The organism is Mesorhizobium sp. (assembly GCF_965229135.1).
Lineage (GTDB): Bacteria > Pseudomonadota > Alphaproteobacteria > Rhizobiales > Rhizobiaceae > Mesorhizobium.
This window is the reverse complement of sequence record NZ_OZ245860.1, coordinates 317,322-334,406: the sequence shown is the minus strand read 5'-3', so window position 1 is coordinate 334,406 and position 17,085 is coordinate 317,322. Positions and strand designations below refer to the sequence as shown.

15 protein-coding genes and 1 riboswitch are annotated in these 17,085 nt (G+C 64.1%); of the genes, 5 read left to right on the top strand and 10 right to left on the bottom strand.

Features of this window, described 5'->3' with window-relative positions:
- Positions 1 to 2: 2 nt before the first annotated feature.
- From nuoG to ACO07C_RS01500, 10 genes are all read right to left on the bottom strand, one after another.
- Entirely contained in the window at positions 3 to 2,084 is a 2,082-nt protein-coding gene (gene nuoG / locus ACO07C_RS01545; RefSeq protein WP_421912475.1) for an NADH-quinone oxidoreductase subunit NuoG, read from the bottom strand.
- A complete protein-coding gene (locus ACO07C_RS01540; protein ID WP_421912474.1) occupies positions 2,084 to 2,395 on the bottom strand; it encodes a pentapeptide repeat-containing protein in 312 nt (103 codons plus the stop codon). Before ACO07C_RS01540 ends, nuoG begins: the two co-directional genes overlap by 1 nt.
- A gap of 9 nt (positions 2,396 to 2,404) precedes the next feature.
- On the bottom strand, positions 2,405 to 3,109 hold the full coding sequence (locus ACO07C_RS01535; RefSeq protein ID WP_421912473.1) for an NADH-ubiquinone dehydrogenase: 705 nt from the start codon (positions 3,107 to 3,109) through the stop codon (positions 2,405 to 2,407).
- Positions 3,110 to 3,188: 79 nt separating this feature from the next.
- Positions 3,189 to 4,493: an NADH-quinone oxidoreductase subunit NuoF gene (gene nuoF, locus ACO07C_RS01530; RefSeq protein ID WP_421912472.1), complete on the bottom strand. Its 1,305-nt coding sequence runs from the start codon at positions 4,491 to 4,493 to the stop codon at positions 3,189 to 3,191.
- A 10-nt stretch (positions 4,494 to 4,503) separates the two neighbouring features.
- The gene (locus ACO07C_RS01525; protein ID WP_421912471.1) at positions 4,504 to 5,778 is read right to left on the bottom strand and encodes an NADH-quinone oxidoreductase subunit E; all 1,275 of its coding nucleotides are present in this window, start codon (positions 5,776 to 5,778) and stop codon (positions 4,504 to 4,506) included.
- A 22-nt stretch (positions 5,779 to 5,800) separates the two neighbouring features.
- A complete protein-coding gene (locus ACO07C_RS01520) occupies positions 5,801 to 6,205 on the bottom strand; it encodes a hypothetical protein (RefSeq protein WP_421912470.1) in 405 nt (134 codons plus the stop codon).
- The gene (locus tag ACO07C_RS01515) at positions 6,205 to 7,395 is read right to left on the bottom strand and encodes an NADH-quinone oxidoreductase subunit D (RefSeq protein ID WP_421912469.1); all 1,191 of its coding nucleotides are present in this window, start codon (positions 7,393 to 7,395) and stop codon (positions 6,205 to 6,207) included. The genes ACO07C_RS01520 and ACO07C_RS01515 overlap by 1 nt, the downstream gene beginning before the upstream one ends.
- A 9-nt stretch (positions 7,396 to 7,404) precedes the next feature.
- Entirely contained in the window at positions 7,405 to 8,010 is a 606-nt protein-coding gene (locus tag ACO07C_RS01510) for an NADH-quinone oxidoreductase subunit C (protein ID WP_421912468.1), read from the bottom strand.
- A 4-nt stretch (positions 8,011 to 8,014) separates the two neighbouring features.
- On the bottom strand, positions 8,015 to 8,596 hold the full coding sequence (locus tag ACO07C_RS01505; RefSeq protein ID WP_354458269.1) for a NuoB/complex I 20 kDa subunit family protein: 582 nt from the start codon (positions 8,594 to 8,596) through the stop codon (positions 8,015 to 8,017).
- Entirely contained in the window at positions 8,587 to 8,952 is a 366-nt protein-coding gene (locus ACO07C_RS01500; protein WP_095087214.1) for an NADH-quinone oxidoreductase subunit A, read from the bottom strand. The genes ACO07C_RS01505 and ACO07C_RS01500 overlap by 10 nt, the downstream gene beginning before the upstream one ends.
- A 328-nt stretch (positions 8,953 to 9,280) precedes the next feature.
- Between ACO07C_RS01500 and ACO07C_RS01495 the strand changes: the two genes are divergently transcribed.
- The 5 genes from ACO07C_RS01495 to cobG all read left to right on the top strand — a co-directional run bounded on the left by ACO07C_RS01495 (position 9,281) and on the right by cobG (position 17,085).
- Entirely contained in the window at positions 9,281 to 10,480 is a 1,200-nt protein-coding gene (locus tag ACO07C_RS01495) for a winged helix-turn-helix domain-containing protein (RefSeq protein ID WP_421912467.1), read from the top strand.
- A 29-nt stretch (positions 10,481 to 10,509) separates the two neighbouring features.
- Positions 10,510 to 10,714, top strand: a riboswitch (cobalamin riboswitch).
- A gap of 37 nt (positions 10,715 to 10,751) precedes the next feature.
- Positions 10,752 to 11,180 carry a DUF1636 family protein gene (locus ACO07C_RS01490; RefSeq protein ID WP_421912466.1) on the top strand — a complete coding sequence of 143 codons (429 nt, stop codon included), beginning with the start codon at positions 10,752 to 10,754 and terminating at the stop codon, positions 11,178 to 11,180.
- 2 nt (positions 11,181 to 11,182) lie between these two features.
- Positions 11,183 to 12,220, top strand: coding sequence for a cobalamin biosynthesis protein CobW (cobW, locus tag ACO07C_RS01485; RefSeq protein ID WP_421912465.1), 1,038 nt, complete (start codon positions 11,183 to 11,185; stop codon positions 12,218 to 12,220).
- A gap of 18 nt (positions 12,221 to 12,238) precedes the next feature.
- Complete coding sequence (cobN, locus tag ACO07C_RS01480) at positions 12,239 to 15,736, top strand: cobaltochelatase subunit CobN (protein WP_421912464.1); 3,498 nt, start codon at positions 12,239 to 12,241, stop codon at positions 15,734 to 15,736.
- Positions 15,733 to 17,085, top strand: coding sequence for a precorrin-3B synthase (cobG, locus tag ACO07C_RS01475; protein ID WP_421912463.1), 1,353 nt, complete (start codon positions 15,733 to 15,735; stop codon positions 17,083 to 17,085). The genes cobN and cobG overlap by 4 nt, the downstream gene beginning before the upstream one ends.

The following is a 17,085-nucleotide window of genomic DNA, read 5'->3' as shown; positions in this document are numbered from 1 at the left end:
GCTTATTCCGCCGCCTGCTTGAAGCCGCTCTTGGCCAGCGCCGAGCATTCCGCCATGACGGCGGACGCACGCGCTATCGGGTTGGTCAGGTAGAAGTCTTTCACCGCCGAGGTGAACGTACCCTTGTTCAACGGCCCGCCGAGCTTCGCCACGTTGGCGATATCATCGGCATTGCCGGCCGCCACCTGATCGATGCGGGCAAGATGCGGGTATTCGCCATAGAGCTTCGCGCGCAGCTGCGGCAGCGAATCGAAGGGCAGCTTCTTGCCCAGCACATCCGACAGCGCCCTGAGAATCGCCCAGTCCTCGCGTGCGTCGCCCGGCGCGAAGCCGGCGCGGTTTGTCTGCTGCACACGGCCTTCCGTGTTGACATAGGTGCCCGACTTTTCGGTGTAGGCTGCCGCCGGCAGGATGACATTGGCGCGATGCGCGCCCGCGTCGCCATGCGTGCCGATATAGACGACGAACGCGCCGCCGGTGTTGGCCATGTCGATCTCGTCGGCGCCGAGCAGGAACAGGACTTCCGTCTCGCCCAGCATGCCCGCTACATTCTTGCCGCCCTCGCCCGGCACGAAGCCGACATCGAGGCCGCCGACGCGACCCGCCGCACTGTGCAGCACGGCAAAGCCGTTCCAGTCGGCCCGCGCTGCGTTGACGGCCGCCGCGAGCTTCGCCGCCTGGCCGAGCACGGCCGCGCCATCGGCACGCGCCAGCGCGCCCTGGCCGACGATGATCAGCGGATGCGTCGCGTTCTTCAGAACCTGGAAGAACTTGCCGTTGCCATCGGCCAGATCCTTGAGCGAATCAGGTCCGGCACCCAGTTGCTCATAGTCGTAGCGCGTGTCGCCGATTTCGCCGATGACGCCGACCGGCAGATTGCCGATCCGCCAGCGCTTGCGAATGCGGGCATTGAGCACCGAGGCTTCGAAGCGCGGGTTGGCGCCGATGATAAGAACCGCGTCGGCCTGCTCGATACCTTCGATGGTCGGATTAAAGATGTAGCTGGCCCGGCCGAGCGACGGATCGAGCGCGGCGCCATCCTGGCGGCAATCGGTGTTCTTCGAACCGAGCGCGGCCATCAGCAGCTTCAGCGCGTAGATTTCCTCGACAGCAGCGAGATCGCCGGCAATGGCGCCGATCTTGTCAGGCGTGGTCTTCGACACCGCGTCCTTGATGGCGGCGAATGCATCGGCCCAGCTTGCCTGGGCCAGCTTGCCGTCCCTGCGCACATAGGGGCGGTCGAGGCGCTGCGTGCGCAATCCGTCCCAGATGAAGCGGGTCTTGTCGGAGATCCACTCCTCGTTCACCTGCTCGTTGACGCGCGGCAGGATGCGCATGACTTCGCGGCCACGGCTGTCGACGCGGATCGCCGAGCCGACCGCGTCCATCACGTCGATGGATTCGGTCTTGGTCAGTTCCCAGGGCCGCGCCTGGAAGGCGAAGGGCTTGGAGGTCAGCGCGCCGACCGGGCAGAGATCGATGACGTTGCCCTGCAGTTCGGAGGTCATCGCGCTTTCGAGATAGGTGGTGATCTCGGCGTCCTCGCCGCGGCCGATCAGGCCGAGTTCGGAAATGCCGGCGACCTCGGTGGTGAAGCGGACGCAGCGCGTGCAGTGGATGCAGCGGTTCATCACCGTCTTCACCAGCGGGCCGATATACTTGTCTTCAACCGCGCGCTTGTTCTCGTGATAGCGCGAGGAATCGACGCCGAACGCCATCGCCTGGTCCTGCAGGTCGCATTCGCCGCCCTGGTCGCAGATCGGGCAATCCAGCGGATGGTTGATCAGCAGGAATTCCATCACGCCTTCGCGGGCCTTCTTGACCATAGGCGTGTTGGTGAAGATTTCCGGCGGCTCGCCATTGGGGCCTGGGCGCAGGTCGCGCACGCCCATGGCGCAGGATGCCTGCGGCTTGGGCGGCCCGCCCTTCACCTCGATCAGGCACATGCGGCAATTGCCGGCGATCGACAGCCGTTCATGGAAGCAAAAGCGCGGCACTTCCGCGCCCGCGTCTTCAGCCGCCTGCAGCAGCGTGTAGTGGTCGGGTACAGTGATTTCTTTCCCGTCGACCTTGAGCTTTGCCATCAATTGCCCCCGGCGGTTTTCGCCGTCTCATATGCTTTTAACAGATCGCCGAGGCTGATGCCGTTGATCATCATCCCGGCGACCTCAGCGTTTTCTATCTTCACGTTGCTCATGTTCACATTGGTGAAATGCGCGTTCGAGAGGTTCGCGTCTTCCACCTTGGCGTTGCTCAAATTGGCGCGCAGGATGGTGGACACCGACAGGTTCACATTGTGAAACCGCGTGTTCGACATGTTCACGTCGTCAAAGGTCGAATTGCTGACGATCGCACTGCGCACGTCGAGAACATCGCGTCTGTCGTGAAGCTCCATCCCTGGCCCCTACCTCTTGGCCTTGGCAGCCAGCACGAGGGCCGCCGCCTGCCGGGTCCAGTCGTCGCGGCCGATGCGGCCCTTGAGCGACAGATAGTCGTCGACCCAGGCGATCTCTTCCGGCGTCCACGCCGCGATCTGGCCAAACGTCCAGATTCCCAACCCGTTCAGCACCTTTTCCAGCTTCGGCCCGATGCCCGAAATCTTCTTCAGGTCCTGGGGCAGCGCTGGACGGTCGATCGACTTGGGCTGCCGGAAATCTTCGGGCAGCAAACCGGCCGGCGCGTCGCCTGCCGCAGCCGGGGTCGCCTTAGCTGTTTCTTCCACGACTGGTGCAGCGATGTCGGTCACATCCCGCGCAAAAGATTGTGCCTCTGCGATCAGGGTGATGGTCGCCGCGCGCGCCTTGGTGGAAGAGCTGGTGCCGGCTTCCGAAAAGCGCTCGGTCCTTGCCTCGAAATCATCGACGATCGGCTGCAGCAGCCTTTGCGAAGCCTCCGCTGCGCCCGAAAGCGCGCCCAGCCATACGCCAAACGCATGGTTGGCAAGCCCGATGCTCAGCGCCGACATGGCAGCCGCACCCGCGACAGGGTGCGCGAACAGGTTGACGGCGCTGGCCATCTCCCTCGGCATCATCCTGGTCAGGTCCTGGTTCATCTTCTCGAGCTGGTCCAAATTGGGCATCAATGAGTAGGGTGTCGAATACGGTGCCATAGATATCTCCTGGTCGTTCTTCGTTTCGCCCCGCCCCGTTATTGTCACTTCGGGCTCTCGCCCGCGCTTTCAGATACTTCTATTCCGCCGCCACCATCACCGGTTCGGCCCGGTGCGCATTGCGCGAAAATTCGTCGATGCGCCGCTCCACTTCGCCACGGAAATGCCGCATCAGGCCCTGGATCGGCCAGGCAGCCGCGTCGCCCAGCGCACAGATCGTGTGGCCCTCGACCTGCTTGGTGACGTCGAGCAGCATGTCGATCTCGCGCTTCTGCGCCTCGCCGCGCACCAGCCGCTCCATCACCCGCCACATCCAGCCGGTGCCTTCGCGGCACGGCGTGCACTGGCCGCAGCTCTCATGCTTGTAGAAGTAGGAAAGCCGCGCGATCGCCTTCACGATGTCGGTCGACTTGTCCATGACGATGACAGCCGCGGTGCCCAGGCCCGACTTCAGGTCGCGCAACGCGTCGAAATCCATCGGCGCATCGATGATCTGCTCGGCCGGCACCAGCGGCACCGAAGCGCCGCCGGGAATGACCGCCAAGAGGTTGTCCCAGCCGCCGCGAATGCCGCCGCAATGCGTCTCGATCAGCTCCCGGAACGGGATCGACATCGCCTCTTCGACGGTGCACGGATTGTTGACGTGGCCGGAGATGCAGAACAGCTTGGTGCCGACATTGTTGGGCCGGCCGAAGGACGAGAACCAGGCCGCGCCACGGCGCAGGATGGTCGGCGCCACGGCAATCGACTCGACATTGTTGACCGTAGTCGGGCAGCCATAAAGGCCGACATTGGCAGGGAATGGCGGCTTCAGGCGCGGCTGGCCCTTCTTGCCCTCCAGGCTTTCGAGCAGCGCCGTTTCCTCGCCGCAGATATAGGCGCCGGCACCGTGATGCATGTAGACGTCGAAATCGTAGCCCGACGTGTTGCCCTTGCCGATCAGCTTGGCCTCATAGGCCTCGTCGATGGCGCGCTGCAGGGCCTCGCGCTCGCGAATGAACTCGCCGCGCACATAGATGTAGGCGGCGACCGCACCCATGGCGAAGCCGGCGATCAGGCAGCCTTCGACCAGCGTGTGCGGATCGTTGCGCAGGATGTCGCGGTCCTTGCAGGTGCCGGGCTCGGATTCGTCTGCGTTGACGACGAGATAGCTTGGCCGGCCGTCGCTCTGCTTGGGCATGAACGACCATTTCAGGCCCGTCGGGAAGCCGGCGCCGCCACGGCCACGCAGGCCCGACGCCTTCATCTCGTTGACGATCCAGTCGCGCCCCTTGGCCACGATGCCCGGCGTGCCGTCCCAGGCGCCGCGCGACATCGCGCCGGCCAGCGACTTGTCGAAGAGGCCGTAGATGTTGTTGAAGATACGGTCTTTGTCCTGAAGCATTGTTCGTCCCTCAGACCGGCTTCTTGCCGAAGACGCGGATGTATTCGGCGACACCACCCTTGGCGAGCGCCTTGGCCTGCTTGACCCAGTCGTCGCGGTCGATGCGGCCATGGAAGCTCAGATAGGCATCCACCCACTCGCGCTCGGCCTTCTTCCACGACGCCACCTGCGTGAAGGTGAAGATGCCCAGCGAGTGCAGGATGCCCTCGATCTTAGGGCCGACGCCCGAGATCAGCTTGAGATCGTCGACCAACGCCGGCCGGTCGATGCCAGCCGGACGGTTCTTGTCCTCGAGCGATGGTTTTGTCGGCTTTGCGTCGACGGACGGCGCCTTGGTTTCCGGCGCCTTGAAGGCGGATGCCGGCTCGGCTTTGGCCTTGGGTCCATTGCGCTGCTTGGAAACCTGTTCCACTTCCGGCGCGGCCGTATTTGCATTGGCTGCCGAATGCGGCGGCGCCGAAACGCTCGCGGCCTTTTCCGCCGCCGGGGCGACCGTTGCCGCCGAAGGCGTCTTCAACGCCGGGCTGGTTTCCGGCGCATCGGTCTTCGGCTTGCTGGCATTGGACGGCGCAACGGGCCCGGCGGATGCCGCCGGCGCGGCGGCGGGAGCCGCTTCCTTGGCGGCCTTGGCCGCGGCCTTTGCTTCCTTGTCCCGCGTCGACTTGAGGATCGCCTTTTCGTTGGTCAGCGAGGTCAGGCCGGAGGCTGGCTCCGAGCCGGTGCGGCCGTTCTGAGGTCCCGGCATTACCGAGGCGCCCTTGCCCGCATCGTAAAGATCGATGATCTCGGCAAGCCGTTCCGGCGTCAGATCCTCGAAAGTGTCCTTGAAAACCATGACCATCGGCGCGTTGACGCAGGCGCCAAGGCATTCGACCTCTTCCCACGACAAGGTGCCCTTGTCGTTGGTGTGGAACTGGTCGTGATGGATCTTCGAACGGCACACATCCATCAGCGCTTCCGAGCCGCGCAGCATGCAGGGCGTGGTGCCGCAGACCTGGATATGAGCGCGTGTGCCGACCGGGTTCAGCTGGTACTGCGTGTAGAAAGTCGCGACTTCCAGCCCACGGATGCGGGGCATGCCAAGCATGTCGGAAATCGTCTCGATCGCCGCCTTCGTCACCCAGCCTTCCTGCTCCTGCGCAATCATCAGCAACGGGATGATCGCGGACTGTTCGCGGCCCTTCGGGTACTTCTTGATCCATTGCTTCGCCGCTGCGGCATTCGCCCGGTTGAAGGCGAAGGATGCTGGCTGGACGCTTGCTTCTGCGAGACGGCGGACTGACATGGAGTTTCGCTTTTTATGTTTCTTACTGAGCTGATCTATAGGCGCGGTAACAATCTTCGGATTGCCCCAACACGCATACGAACTCTTCATTCCCACGCTTCAGGCGGACAAACTCATCATAACGGTCATTCCACCAGATACTTCCGCAACGAGGCCTCGGCTGGCTAGGCACTTCAGCAACGAAGGTATCATTTCGCTGGCAAGATTCGCTCGGTGGACCGTCTACAAATATCCCAGCATCTAGTAGCCGATAGCCACCAATTTCGCGCACCGTCAACAGATCGCCTTCGGCGATGAGCTTGAACCCTTCTTGAAGAAGGTCGCTGGACGAAAGCCCGCCGCCAGCCGTCGCAGATGTCACTTCAGCAGAAGCGGCAAGACATGCCGCCGCCAAAAACGTCTTTGATGGCCGACCTATACCCATCATCACCGATCGACCTCACCAAACACGATGTCGAGGGAGCCGAGGACGGCGGTGACGTCGGCCAGCATGTGGCCACGGCACAGGAAGTCCATGGCCTGGAGATGCGCGAAACCCGGTGCGCGCAGCTTGCAGCGATAGGGCTTGTTGGAGCCGTCGGACACCAGATAGACGCCGAACTCGCCCTTCGGCGCCTCGACGGCAGCGTAGACCTCGCCTGCCGGTACGCGGTAGCCCTCGGTGTAGAGCTTGAAGTGATGGATCAGCGCTTCCATCGAACGCTTCATCGCCTGCCGCTTCGGCGGCACGATCTTGCCGTCGAGGTTCGACACCGGACCAGTCAGTTCCTTGCCGAGCAGCAGATCGACGCACTGGCGCATGATCCTGGCCGACTGGCGCATCTCTTCCATACGCAGCAGGTAGCGATCGAAACAGTCGCCGTTCTTGCCGACCGGAATGTCGAAATCCATCTCGGCATAGCATTCGTAAGGCTGCGCCTTGCGCAGGTCCCAGGCGGCACCCGAGCCGCGCACCATGACGCCCGAAAAGCCCCAGGCCCAGGCGTCCGCCAACGACACAATGCCGATATCGACATTGCGCTGCTTGAAGATGCGGTTGCCGGTCAGCAGCGCGTCAAGGTCGTCGATGGATTTCAGGAACGGATCGATCCACTTGCCGATGTCCTCGACCAGCTTTTGCGGCAAATCCTGGTGAACGCCACCCGGCCGGAAATAGGCGGCATGCATGCGCGAGCCGGAGGCCCGCTCGTAGAACACCATCAGCTTTTCGCGTTCGACGAAGCCCCACAACGGCGGCGTCAGAGCACCGACGTCCATCGCCTGCGTCGTCACATTCAGGATGTGCGACATGATGCGCCCCATCTCTGAATAGAGCACGCGGATGAGCTGGCCACGCTTCGGCACTTCGATGCCGAGCAGCCGCTCGACCGCGAGTGCGAATGCATGCTCCTGGTTCATCGGCGCGCAATAGTCGAGCCGGTCGAGATACGGCACCGCCTGCAGGTAGGTCTTGGCCTCGATCAGCTTTTCGGTGCCGCGATGCAGCAGTCCGATATGCGGGTCGACGCGATCGACCACCTCGCCGTCCAGTTCCAGCACAAGGCGCAGAACGCCGTGCGCCGCAGGGTGCTGCGGGCCGAAATTGATGTTGAAATTGCGGACGGAGGTCTCAGCCATTGTGGCGCCTCAATTCGTCTTGGCTTTTTCGTCGCCCGGCAGGACGTAATCCGTCCCTTCCCATGGCGAGAGAAAATCGAAATTGCGGAATTCCTGCTTGAGCTCCACCGGCTCGTAAATGACGCGCTTGGCCTCATCGTCGTAACGCACCTCGACAAAGCCGGTCAGCGGGAAGTCCTTGCGCAGCGGATGGCCTTCGAAACCATAATCGGTCAGCAGCCGGCGCAAATCCGGATGGCCGGAGAACAGCACGCCATAGAGATCGTAGGTCTCGCGCTCGAACCAGTCGGCACCGGGATAGACGCCGGTGATCGACGGCACCATCGTCTCTTCGTCGGCCTGCACCTTGACGCGGACGCGCACGTTCTGCTTCGGCGACAGGAGGTGGTAGACGACATCGAAGCGCTTGGCGCGCGACGGATAGTCGGCGCCACAGACATCGATGATCGAGATGAACTGGCAGCGTGCATCGTCACGCAGGAAGGTCACGACTTCGATGATATCATTCGGCTCGACATGAAGGGTCAGCTCGCCATAAGCAAGAACCGCGTCCGAGACGCGCCCGCTCAGTTTTTCGCCGAGATAAGTCGACAGTTCGCTCAGTGATGCGGCCATGAATTTACCGTTCGATCGTGCCGGTGCGGCGGATCTTCTTCTGCAACAGAAGAATGCCGTAGAGCAGCGCTTCGGCGCTCGGCGGACAGCCGGGCACATAGATGTCGACGGGCACGACGCGATCGCAACCGCGCACCACCGAATAGGAATAATGATAGTAGCCGCCGCCATTGGCGCAGGAGCCCATCGATATGACGTAGCGCGGCTCCGGCATCTGGTCATAGACCTTGCGCAGCGCGGGCGCCATCTTGTTGGTCAGCGTGCCCGCCACGATCATGATGTCGGACTGGCGCGGAGAAGCGCGCGGCGCGACGCCGAAGCGCTCCGAGTCGTAGCGCGGCATCGAGGTATGGATCATCTCCACCGCGCAACAGGCGAGGCCGAAGGTCATGAACATCAGCGAGCCGCTGCGCGCCCAGGTAATCAACGCCTCGGTCGAGGTGACGAGAAAACCCTTGTCGGCAAGCTCGTTGTTGATTTCAAGGAAGAAGGGATCGTCCTCCCCCACCGGCCTGCCGGTGTTGGGATCGATCAGACCCTTGGGCTTCGGCGCGACGAGCGTGCCGGAACTGTCGCTCAATCCCATTCCAGCGCTCCTTTTTTCCATTCATAGGCAAAGCCGATGGTCAGCACCGCCAGGAAAACCATCATCGACCAGAAGCCGAGCATGCCGATCTTCGAGAAGGACACCGCCCATGGGAAGAGGAAGGCCACTTCCAGATCGAAGATGATGAACAGGATCGAAACCAGGTAGAAGCGGATGTCGAATTTCATGCGGGCGTCGTCGAACGAGTTGAAACCGCACTCGTAGGCGGAAAGCTTTTCCGGATCGGGATTGCGATAGGCCACCAGGAACGGCGCCGCCAGCAGCGCCAGGCCGACCACAAGTGCCACGCCTATGAACAGGACGATGGGCAGGTATGAACCTAGAAGTGCGTTCATGCTCGGCTTTCCGTTGGCGCCAATCCAGTTTGAATACAGCACCGGACCCTAATGCGGAAGCGTGACAGATTAACCGCTGAACCGTTTTAGGGGCCTATGCTGCAATGCGGCGAGGGTTAGCGCAGCGCTTTCGGCGAAGCAAGTCAAACCTTGTTCAAAACGCAGGCCTGGACGGCATATCCGGGGAAACTGGTCCGATACGCTCCTGTTTGATTTCCTTCATTTTTTACTCCACTTTTCTCTCCTGACATATATACCGCCAAAACCCTGCTAGCATCACGCGGAATCACGATCTTCCCACGCCCGAAAATGTCAGAGACGCAACAGCATGAAGGAAAAGATCTCGCTTCCGATGGCCCGGCGCATTGCTCTTGCCGCCCAGGGTTTCATGGACGCCAGACCGGCCTCCACACCCGGCCGACGCCATCTCGGTCGCGTGCTGGCCCGCACCGGGCTGCTGCAGATCGATTCCGTGAGCGCGGTTGTGCGCGCTCATTATATGCCGCTCTATTCGCGCCTTGGCCCCTACCCGCTAGCGCTGCTCGACAATGCCGCGGCGACGCGCAAGCGCACGATCTTCGAATACTGGGCGCACGAAGCATCCTTCCTGCCCGTCGAAACCTACCCGCTGATGCGCTGGCGGATGGAGCGGGCCGAGCGCGGTGGCGAGATGTATACCGGGCTGGCCAAATGGGGCCGCGAGCACGGTGCGTATATAGAAGAGATCTATCGCGCGGTTGTCGATCGCGGTCCGATCGCCGCTTCCGCGCTCGAAGGCCAGAAGGGGTCGGGCGGCTGGTGGGGCTGGAGCCATGCGAAGCATGCCTTCGAATGGCTGTTCTGGGCCGGGCGTATCACAACGGCGCACCGTCGCGGCTTCGAGCGATTCTACGATCTGCCCGAACGCGTGCTGCCGCGGGCGATCCTCGATTTGCCCGTACCGGCCGCCCAGGACGCGCATCGCGAATTGCTGAGCATTTCGGCCCGCGCCCACGGCATCGCGACGGCCGGCGACCTGCGCGACTATTTCCGCCTGTCTCCCGCCGACATGAAGGGCCGGCTGGAGGAACTGGTCGAACTCGGCGAACTGTTGCCCGTGCGCGTCGAAAGTTGGGACAAGCCGGCTTACCTTCACAGGGACGCGCGTCTACCGCGCCGGATCGAGGCGCGCGCCCTGCTGGCGCCGTTCGATCCCGTGGTCTTCGAACGGTCGCGCACGGAGCGGCTCTTCGATTTCCGCTACCGCATCGAGATCTATACGCCGGCTGACAAGCGGCAGTACGGCTACTACGTCTTGCCGTTCCTGCTCGGCGACAAGATCGTGGCGCGAGTCGACCTCAAGGCCGACCGCCCGGCGAGGGTTCTGCGCGTCCATGCCGCTTACGCCGAGCCCGGTGCGCCCACCGAGACATCGGCGCAACTCTTCGACGAATTGAAGCAGATGCAGGGCTGGCTTGGCCTTGAGCACATTGAAGTGACGCCGGCTGGCGATCTGGGACCGGCGCTGGCCGACATCGCCATGTCGTAGCCGCGCGTTGACACCGCTGCCTGCAAAAGCCTAAATCCACTCCAGACGGTCTTCTCTCTTCAAAGGGAGGAGCCAAGAGGGAATGCGGTGCGGGATGAAATCCCAAATCCGCGGCTGTCCCCGCAACTGTAAGCGAAGAGCCAAGGCCGAAAACCACTGGGATGTTCCCGGGAAGGCGGCTGCCCAAGGCGATGACCCGCGAGCCAGGAGACCTGCCGTCTGGAACGATAGAATCCGATCGCCTGGCGGGTTTCCGGGCAAGGAGCGAGATTTGGATCACGACAGCAGTCTTTCGGCTGGAAGAACGGATTTTTCGTCCGGCCATGATGATGCCCTCGAACAGGTCACCATCATCATCTGCGCCTCGTGCCGCGACGAAAACGGCTCCGACGCCCATCCGCGCGCCGGCGAATTGCTGGCCGACGATGCGCGCCGCGCCGCATCCAGCGATCATATCCGTGTCCGCGCAGTGGAATGCCTCGGCAATTGCAAGCGCCGGCTCAGCGCCGCGATCCTTCGCGACGGCTGCTGGAGCTACGTTTTCGGCGACCTGACAGCGACCAGCGGCGACGACCTCGTCACCGGAGCAAAACTCTTCGCCACCTCGACCGATGGCCTCATTCCGTGGCGCGGCCGTCCCGATAGCCTGAAGCGCGGCCTCGTTGCCCGCATCCCTCCACTCGACATGTTGAAGGACTGACCATGACTGCTTCCGTCTCTCGTGTTCCCTGCACCGTCATCACCGGCTTCCTCGGCGCCGGCAAGACGACGCTGGTCCGCCATCTCCTGGAAAACGCCGGTGGCAAACGTATTGCGATCATTGTGAATGAGTTTGGCGACATCGGCATCGACGGTGAAATCCTCAAGGGCTGCGGCATCGACACCTGCCCCGAGGAAAACATCGTCGAACTGGCCAATGGCTGCATCTGCTGCACCGTGGCAGACGATTTCGTACCGGCGCTGGACCAGATCCTGTCGCTGACGCCGAAGGTCGACCACATTCTGATCGAGACGTCCGGCCTCGCTTTGCCCAAGCCGCTGGTCCAGGCTTTCCAGTGGCCGACGGTTAAGAGCCGCGTAACGGTCGATGGCGTCATCGCCGTGGTGGACGGCCCGGCGCTGGCGGAAGGCCGCGTCGCCAACGACATGGACGCCCTGCAGGCACAGCGCGCTGAGGACGAGACACTCGATCACGATGATCCGGTTGAGGAGGTGTTCGAAGACCAGATCGCCTGCGCCGACCTGATCATCCTGTCGAAGAGCGACCTGATGGACGCCGCCGGTTCGGCCCGCGCCAACGCCGTCATCAATGAACACTCCGCCCGCGCCGTGAGGATCGTGCCGACGTCGCACGGCAAGGTCGATCCCTCCGTATTGCTCGGGCTCGGTCTCGCCGTCGAGGACGACATCGAGAACCGCAAATCCCATCATGACGGCGCATTCGACCACGAGCATGACGACTTCGACACCTTCATCGTCGACATTCCCTCGATCGCCAATCCGGACGAGTTGGCAAAGCGCGTCGCCACCGTTGCCGAAGAAGAGAACGTGCTGCGCGTGAAGGGCTTCGTCGAGGTCGGCGGCAAGCCGATGCGGCTCCTGCTGCAGGCCGTCGGCCCGCGCGTCAATCATTACTACGACCGCGCCTGGACGCCAGAAGACGACCGCCGTTCGCGTCTTGTCGTCATCGGCCTGAAGGGGCTGAACCGTCCGGCGATCGAGCGTATACTCGCCGGCTGATTTCAGACACGAGCCGCGATGCATATCCTCACCACGACATCCGCCTCGCTCGACGACCTCGCCGAGCCCATCGATCTGCGGCAGACGCCGGCGGATATCGTGGCGCTGTCCTTCACCGACAGCGACCTCGCCGGACTGGCGGCGGCATGGAAGGCCGATGCCGCCCGCCTGCGCTCGATGCGGCTGGCAGCCCTGCGCGACCTGCGCCATCCCATGTCCGTCGATCTCTGGGTCGACAGTGTGGCCCGCCACGCCAAGGTTATCCTCGTGCGCATCCTCGGCGGTTACGACTGGTGGCGCTACGGCTGCGACCAGTTGGCGTCGATCGCCCGCGAACGCGGCATAAAGCTGGCGCTGCTGCCCGGTGAATGCCGCGACGAGGATCTCAGGCTGATCGAGGCTTCGACGCTGCCGCGCGAGGAACTCGACGGCCTGCTCGACTATTTTCGCGAGGGCGGCCCGTCGAATATGAGCGCGCTGGTGAGCCGACTGACGCGGCTGGCCGGGTCCGATGTGGCGGTGGTTGAGCCGGTTGCAGTCCCCAAAGCCGGCTACTACGAACCCACACGCGGCGTCGTCCCCCTCCCCCTCGAGGGGAGGGTCCGGCCGCAGGCCGGGGGTGGGGTCGCTGCGGCAGTGCGCCGACCCAAAGAAACGTCGCGCCCTGTCGTACCGACCCCACCCAGCCCTGCGGGCCACACTCCCCTCGAGGTGGAGGGAGACGCCGCGCCGGTCGTGCCCATCCTGTTCTATCGCTCGATGCTGCTGGCCGCCGATGTCGCGCCCATCGATGCGCTTTTTGAGACGCTAAGGCAGCGCGGCTTGGCTCCCGTGCCGATCTTCGTTTCGAGCCTGAAAGACCCAACGTCACTCGCCTTCGTCGAGACATCGCTCACTGCGCTTAAACCTTCCGCCGTCATCACCGCCACCGCTTTTGCCTCCGGCGCCGAACCCGGCGTCGAAACCCTGTTCGACCGGGCCGGCGTACCGGTCTTCCAGGTCATCGTTGCCACGACCCGCCGCGACGTGTGGGAAACAAACCAGCGTGGCCTCGCGCCCGCAGATCTCGCCATGCATGTCGTGCTGCCGGAGCTCGATGGCCGCATCCTTGCCGGCGCGATTTCCTTCAAGGGCGAAAGCGATGTCGATCCCGCACTTGGTCATCGCGCCTTCGCCAACCGGCCGGAACCGGATCGCGTGATGCAGGTGGCGGACCGCATTGAAGCATTCATTCGCTTGCAGGAGACGCCTCGGGCCGAGCGAAAGCTGGCTGTCCTGATCCCCGATTACCCAAGTGCGCCTGGCCGCACAGGCTATGCCGTCGGCCTCGATGTGCCGTCGAGCGTGCTCGGCATGCTGCACGACCTCAAGCAACAGGGCTATATGGTTGACGGGATTCCGCAATCGCCGCGCGAGTTGCTGCGGATACTGGAAACCTCCAGCCACGGGATGACGCTTGAAGACTATCGCTCATCCTCGACAGAACTGCCGACTGCCGCAATCGCTGCAGTAGAGGCGGCATGGGGGAAGGCGGAGGATGAAACTGGTCTGCGCGAGGCGCCCCCCTCTCGGCCAACAAGCGAAAAAAGCTTCCCCTTCCGCGCCGCGACCTTCGGCAACATCACCGTCGCGCTGGCCCCCGATCGTGGCCGTTCCGCCGACCGCCGCGCCGACTACCACGACCCGACGCTCCCCCCGCGCCATGCCCTCCTCGCTTTCGGCCTCTGGTTGCGCAAGTCCCTCGGCATCCATGCCCTTATCCATGTCGGCGCCCATGGCACGCTGGAGTGGCTGCCCGGCAAGACCGTCGCGCTCTCTGGAAACTGCTTCCCCGAGATCGTCACCGGTCCCCTGCCCGTCATCTATCCTTTCATCGTCTCCAACCCTGGCGAGGCCGCGCAAGCCAAGCGGCGTATTGCCGCCGTCACGCTCGGCCACCTGCCGCCGCCGCTGGCCGGCGCCGGGCTCGACGAGAACCAGCACAAGCTTGAGCGGCTGGTCGACGAATATGCCCAAGCCGACGGGCTCGACCGCCGCCGCCGTGACCGCCTGGCAAAACTGATCGTCGACACAGCACAAAAGACCGGCCTCGCCTCCGAAGCCGGCGTCGCCAGGACCGACGCGCCCGACGAGGCCTTGCGCCGAATCGACGCGTGGCTCTGCGACCTCAAGGATTTCGCCATCAAGGACGGGCTGCATATCTATGGCCGCGCGCCCGACGACGAGCCCGACGCGATGCGGCGCCAAAGCGCCGAAGCCGAAAAGGCGGCGCTGCTCGCCGCGCTCGACGGCCGCCACGTCAAGGCAGGCCCGGCAGGGGCGCCCGCGCGCGGGCGCTCCGATGTTTTGCCAACCGGCCGCAACCTGTTCACGTCGGACCCGCGCGCCATGCCGACGCCGACCGCCTATGATCTGGGCAAGGCGGCTGCGGAGGAAGTCGTGCGCGGCTACCTGCAATCGCATGGCGACTGGCCGCGCTCGCTGGTCATAGACCTTTGGGGCTCGGCCTCGCTGCGCACCGGCGGCGAGGAGATCGCGCAAGGCCTGGCGTTGATGGGCTGCCGGCCGCAATGGGATTCCGCGACTGGCCGCGTTACCGGCATCGAGGTGCTGCCGCCGGCCACGCTCGGCCGTCCGCGCGTCGACGTCACCTGGCGCATTTCCGGCCTGTTCCGCGACATGTTCCCGACCCAGATCGCGTTGATCGATGCCGCAGCCAATGCCGTTGCCGCGCGCGACGAGGAGGATTCGGAAAACCCGCTCGCGGCAAGAAGCCGTGCGGACGGCAAGATCAGCCCGCGCATATTCGGCACCTCGCCCGGCACATACGGCGCAGGCGTCGAGGATCTTCTGTCCAGCGGCGACTGGGCCGCGCGCGAGGAAATCGGCCGCGCCTATCTCGCCGCCACCTCGCATGCCTATGGCGGCGCCAATGGCGAAGGCATCTCCTCGCCGGGCGCGTTTGAAACGCGCATCGCCGAAGCCGATCTTCTCGTGCATACCGGCGACGATCCGGGCCGCGATATCCTCGAAGGCTCCGCGGATGTCGCCTTCATCGGCGGATTTTCGGCAGCACTTGCCGCATTGGGCAAGAACGCCGACGTCATCGTGCTCGACACGACGGACCCGCAAAAGCCTAAGCCGCGTTCCGTGAGCGAGGCGGTGTCGCGCGTGGTGCGCGCCCGCGCGGTCAATCCGCGCTTCATCGCCGGCCAGATGCGCCACGGCCCGCGCGGCGCCTCCGAATTCGCCGAGACGGTCGACCGTCTCGTCGGTTTCGCCGAGACCACCCACGCAATATCCGGCGCGCTGATCGAAGCCGTGCACGACGCCTATGTCGGCGACCCCCTCGTTCGCGCCTTCATCCTGCGCGAAAACCCTGCCGCCGCCAAAGTCATAGCCGAGCGTTTCCTGTCCGCGCGCCGGCGCGGCCTCTGGCATCCCCTGCGCAATTCCATCGACGACGATCTCGCCGCTTTGATTACCGAGGCACAGGCGCACGGGGTCGCGGCATGAACGCCTTTTCACGCCGCGGCGCCTGCCCGGCCCTGTCCGCTCCAATGCAAACCGGCGATGGCCTTCTGGTTAGGCTCAATCCCGTCGCTGGAGGATTGTCGCCGAAGCTGTTGATCGGACTCGCCGAATCCGCTCTGCGCCATGGCAACGGGATCATGGAAGTGACCGCGCGCGGCAGCCTGCAGATACGCGGACTGATGCCTGCAAGCGCGGTGTTGCTGGCGGCGGAGGTGGATGCGCTGGGCATCGCGGTACGCACCGGCATGCCGGTCGAGACCGGGCCGCTGGCCGGCGTCGACCCCATGGAAATCGCCGATCCGCGCCCGCTGGCGGAACGGATCAGGGCGGCGGTCGAAGAGGCTGGGCTTCCCCAACGGCTCGGGCCGAAGGTTTCGGTCGTTGTCGACGGCGGCGGACAACTGACGCTGGATGCGGTGACGGCTGATGTAAGGCTGAAGGCGGTGCGCGGCGGCGCTGGCGTCCTGTGGACTGTATCTGTCGCCCGGGACGGCCAAAGCGCGGCGCGACTGGCGAGTGCCGATGAAGATGCCGCGCGCGATATCACTGTCGCTGCTCTCAGGATGATCGCCGAAAAAGGCCGCGAGGCTCATGCAAGGGATTTGTCGGAGAGGCAGTTGGCATCTCTCGCAAATTGGCATTCCTTCGCGCCCCCCTCTGTCGTGGGGGAGATGTCCGGCAGGGCAGAGGGGGGCGCGAAGGAATGCCAATCCATTGGTCTTTTTAACTTGGCAGCGAGCAAGGTCGCCCCAGGCATAGGCCTGCCTTACGGCAGCATGCCGGCGGGCAAGATCATCGATCTCGTGCAACGTGCCCTCGCCCTTGGCACAACCGAAATCCGTCTTGCGCCGGGCCGCTCACTGCTTTTCCTCGGTCAGCCGGCTGACGCGTGTCCATCACTCCCGCAAGCAGCCGCCACGCTCGGATTCATCACCTCCCCCGCCGACCCGCGCACGCGCATCGCTGCCTGTCCCGGCACGCCGGCATGCGCCTCCGGCCAGATCGCGACGCGCGACATCGCCGAGAAGGTCGCCGCTGAAAACGCTGATATTCTAGACTTCACACTGCACATTTCCGGCTGCGCCAAGGGCTGCGCTCACCCTGGCGCGGCCGCACTCACTTTGGTCGGCGGCGAAAACGGAGCCGGACTTGTCGTGAACGCGACGGCAAAGGCCCTTCCTGCCGGCTACAGGCCGCGCTATGACGCCGCGCGCGGCATCGGCCGCGTCGCGGCAGCGATCCGCAGCGCACGACTTCCCGGCGAAACCGCCGCAGCCTGCCTGAAACGGCTTGGCGCGGCTGGCGTCGCCGAGGCTTACCAACAGGAATAA

What these genes read in the sequence shown, in the direction of transcription:
- nuoG (WP_421912475.1), bottom strand. Translation starts at nt 2,084, where the DNA reads ATGGCAAAGCTCAAGGTCGACGGGAAAGAAATCACTGTACCCGACCAC.
- cobW (WP_421912465.1), top strand. Translation starts at nt 11,183, where the DNA reads ATGACTGCTTCCGTCTCTCGTGTTCCCTGCACCGTCATCACCGGCTTC.
- cobN (WP_421912464.1), top strand. Translation starts at nt 12,239, where the DNA reads ATGCATATCCTCACCACGACATCCGCCTCGCTCGACGACCTCGCCGAG.
- ACO07C_RS01510 (WP_421912468.1), bottom strand. Translation starts at nt 8,010, where the DNA reads ATGGCCGCATCACTGAGCGAACTGTCGACTTATCTCGGCGAAAAACTG.
- ACO07C_RS01495 (WP_421912467.1), top strand. Translation starts at nt 9,281, where the DNA reads ATGAAGGAAAAGATCTCGCTTCCGATGGCCCGGCGCATTGCTCTTGCC.
- ACO07C_RS01515 (WP_421912469.1), bottom strand. Translation starts at nt 7,395, where the DNA reads ATGGCTGAGACCTCCGTCCGCAATTTCAACATCAATTTCGGCCCGCAG.
- ACO07C_RS01535 (WP_421912473.1), bottom strand. Translation starts at nt 3,109, where the DNA reads ATGGCACCGTATTCGACACCCTACTCATTGATGCCCAATTTGGACCAG.
- ACO07C_RS01505 (WP_354458269.1), bottom strand. Translation starts at nt 8,596, where the DNA reads ATGGGATTGAGCGACAGTTCCGGCACGCTCGTCGCGCCGAAGCCCAAG.
- nuoF (WP_421912472.1), bottom strand. Translation starts at nt 4,493, where the DNA reads ATGCTTCAGGACAAAGACCGTATCTTCAACAACATCTACGGCCTCTTC.
- ACO07C_RS01525 (WP_421912471.1), bottom strand. Translation starts at nt 5,778, where the DNA reads ATGTCAGTCCGCCGTCTCGCAGAAGCAAGCGTCCAGCCAGCATCCTTC.
- ACO07C_RS01500 (WP_095087214.1), bottom strand. Translation starts at nt 8,952, where the DNA reads ATGAACGCACTTCTAGGTTCATACCTGCCCATCGTCCTGTTCATAGGC.
- ACO07C_RS01540 (WP_421912474.1), bottom strand. Translation starts at nt 2,395, where the DNA reads ATGGAGCTTCACGACAGACGCGATGTTCTCGACGTGCGCAGTGCGATC.
- ACO07C_RS01520 (WP_421912470.1), bottom strand. Translation starts at nt 6,205, where the DNA reads ATGATGGGTATAGGTCGGCCATCAAAGACGTTTTTGGCGGCGGCATGT.
- cobG (WP_421912463.1), top strand. Translation starts at nt 15,733, where the DNA reads ATGAACGCCTTTTCACGCCGCGGCGCCTGCCCGGCCCTGTCCGCTCCA.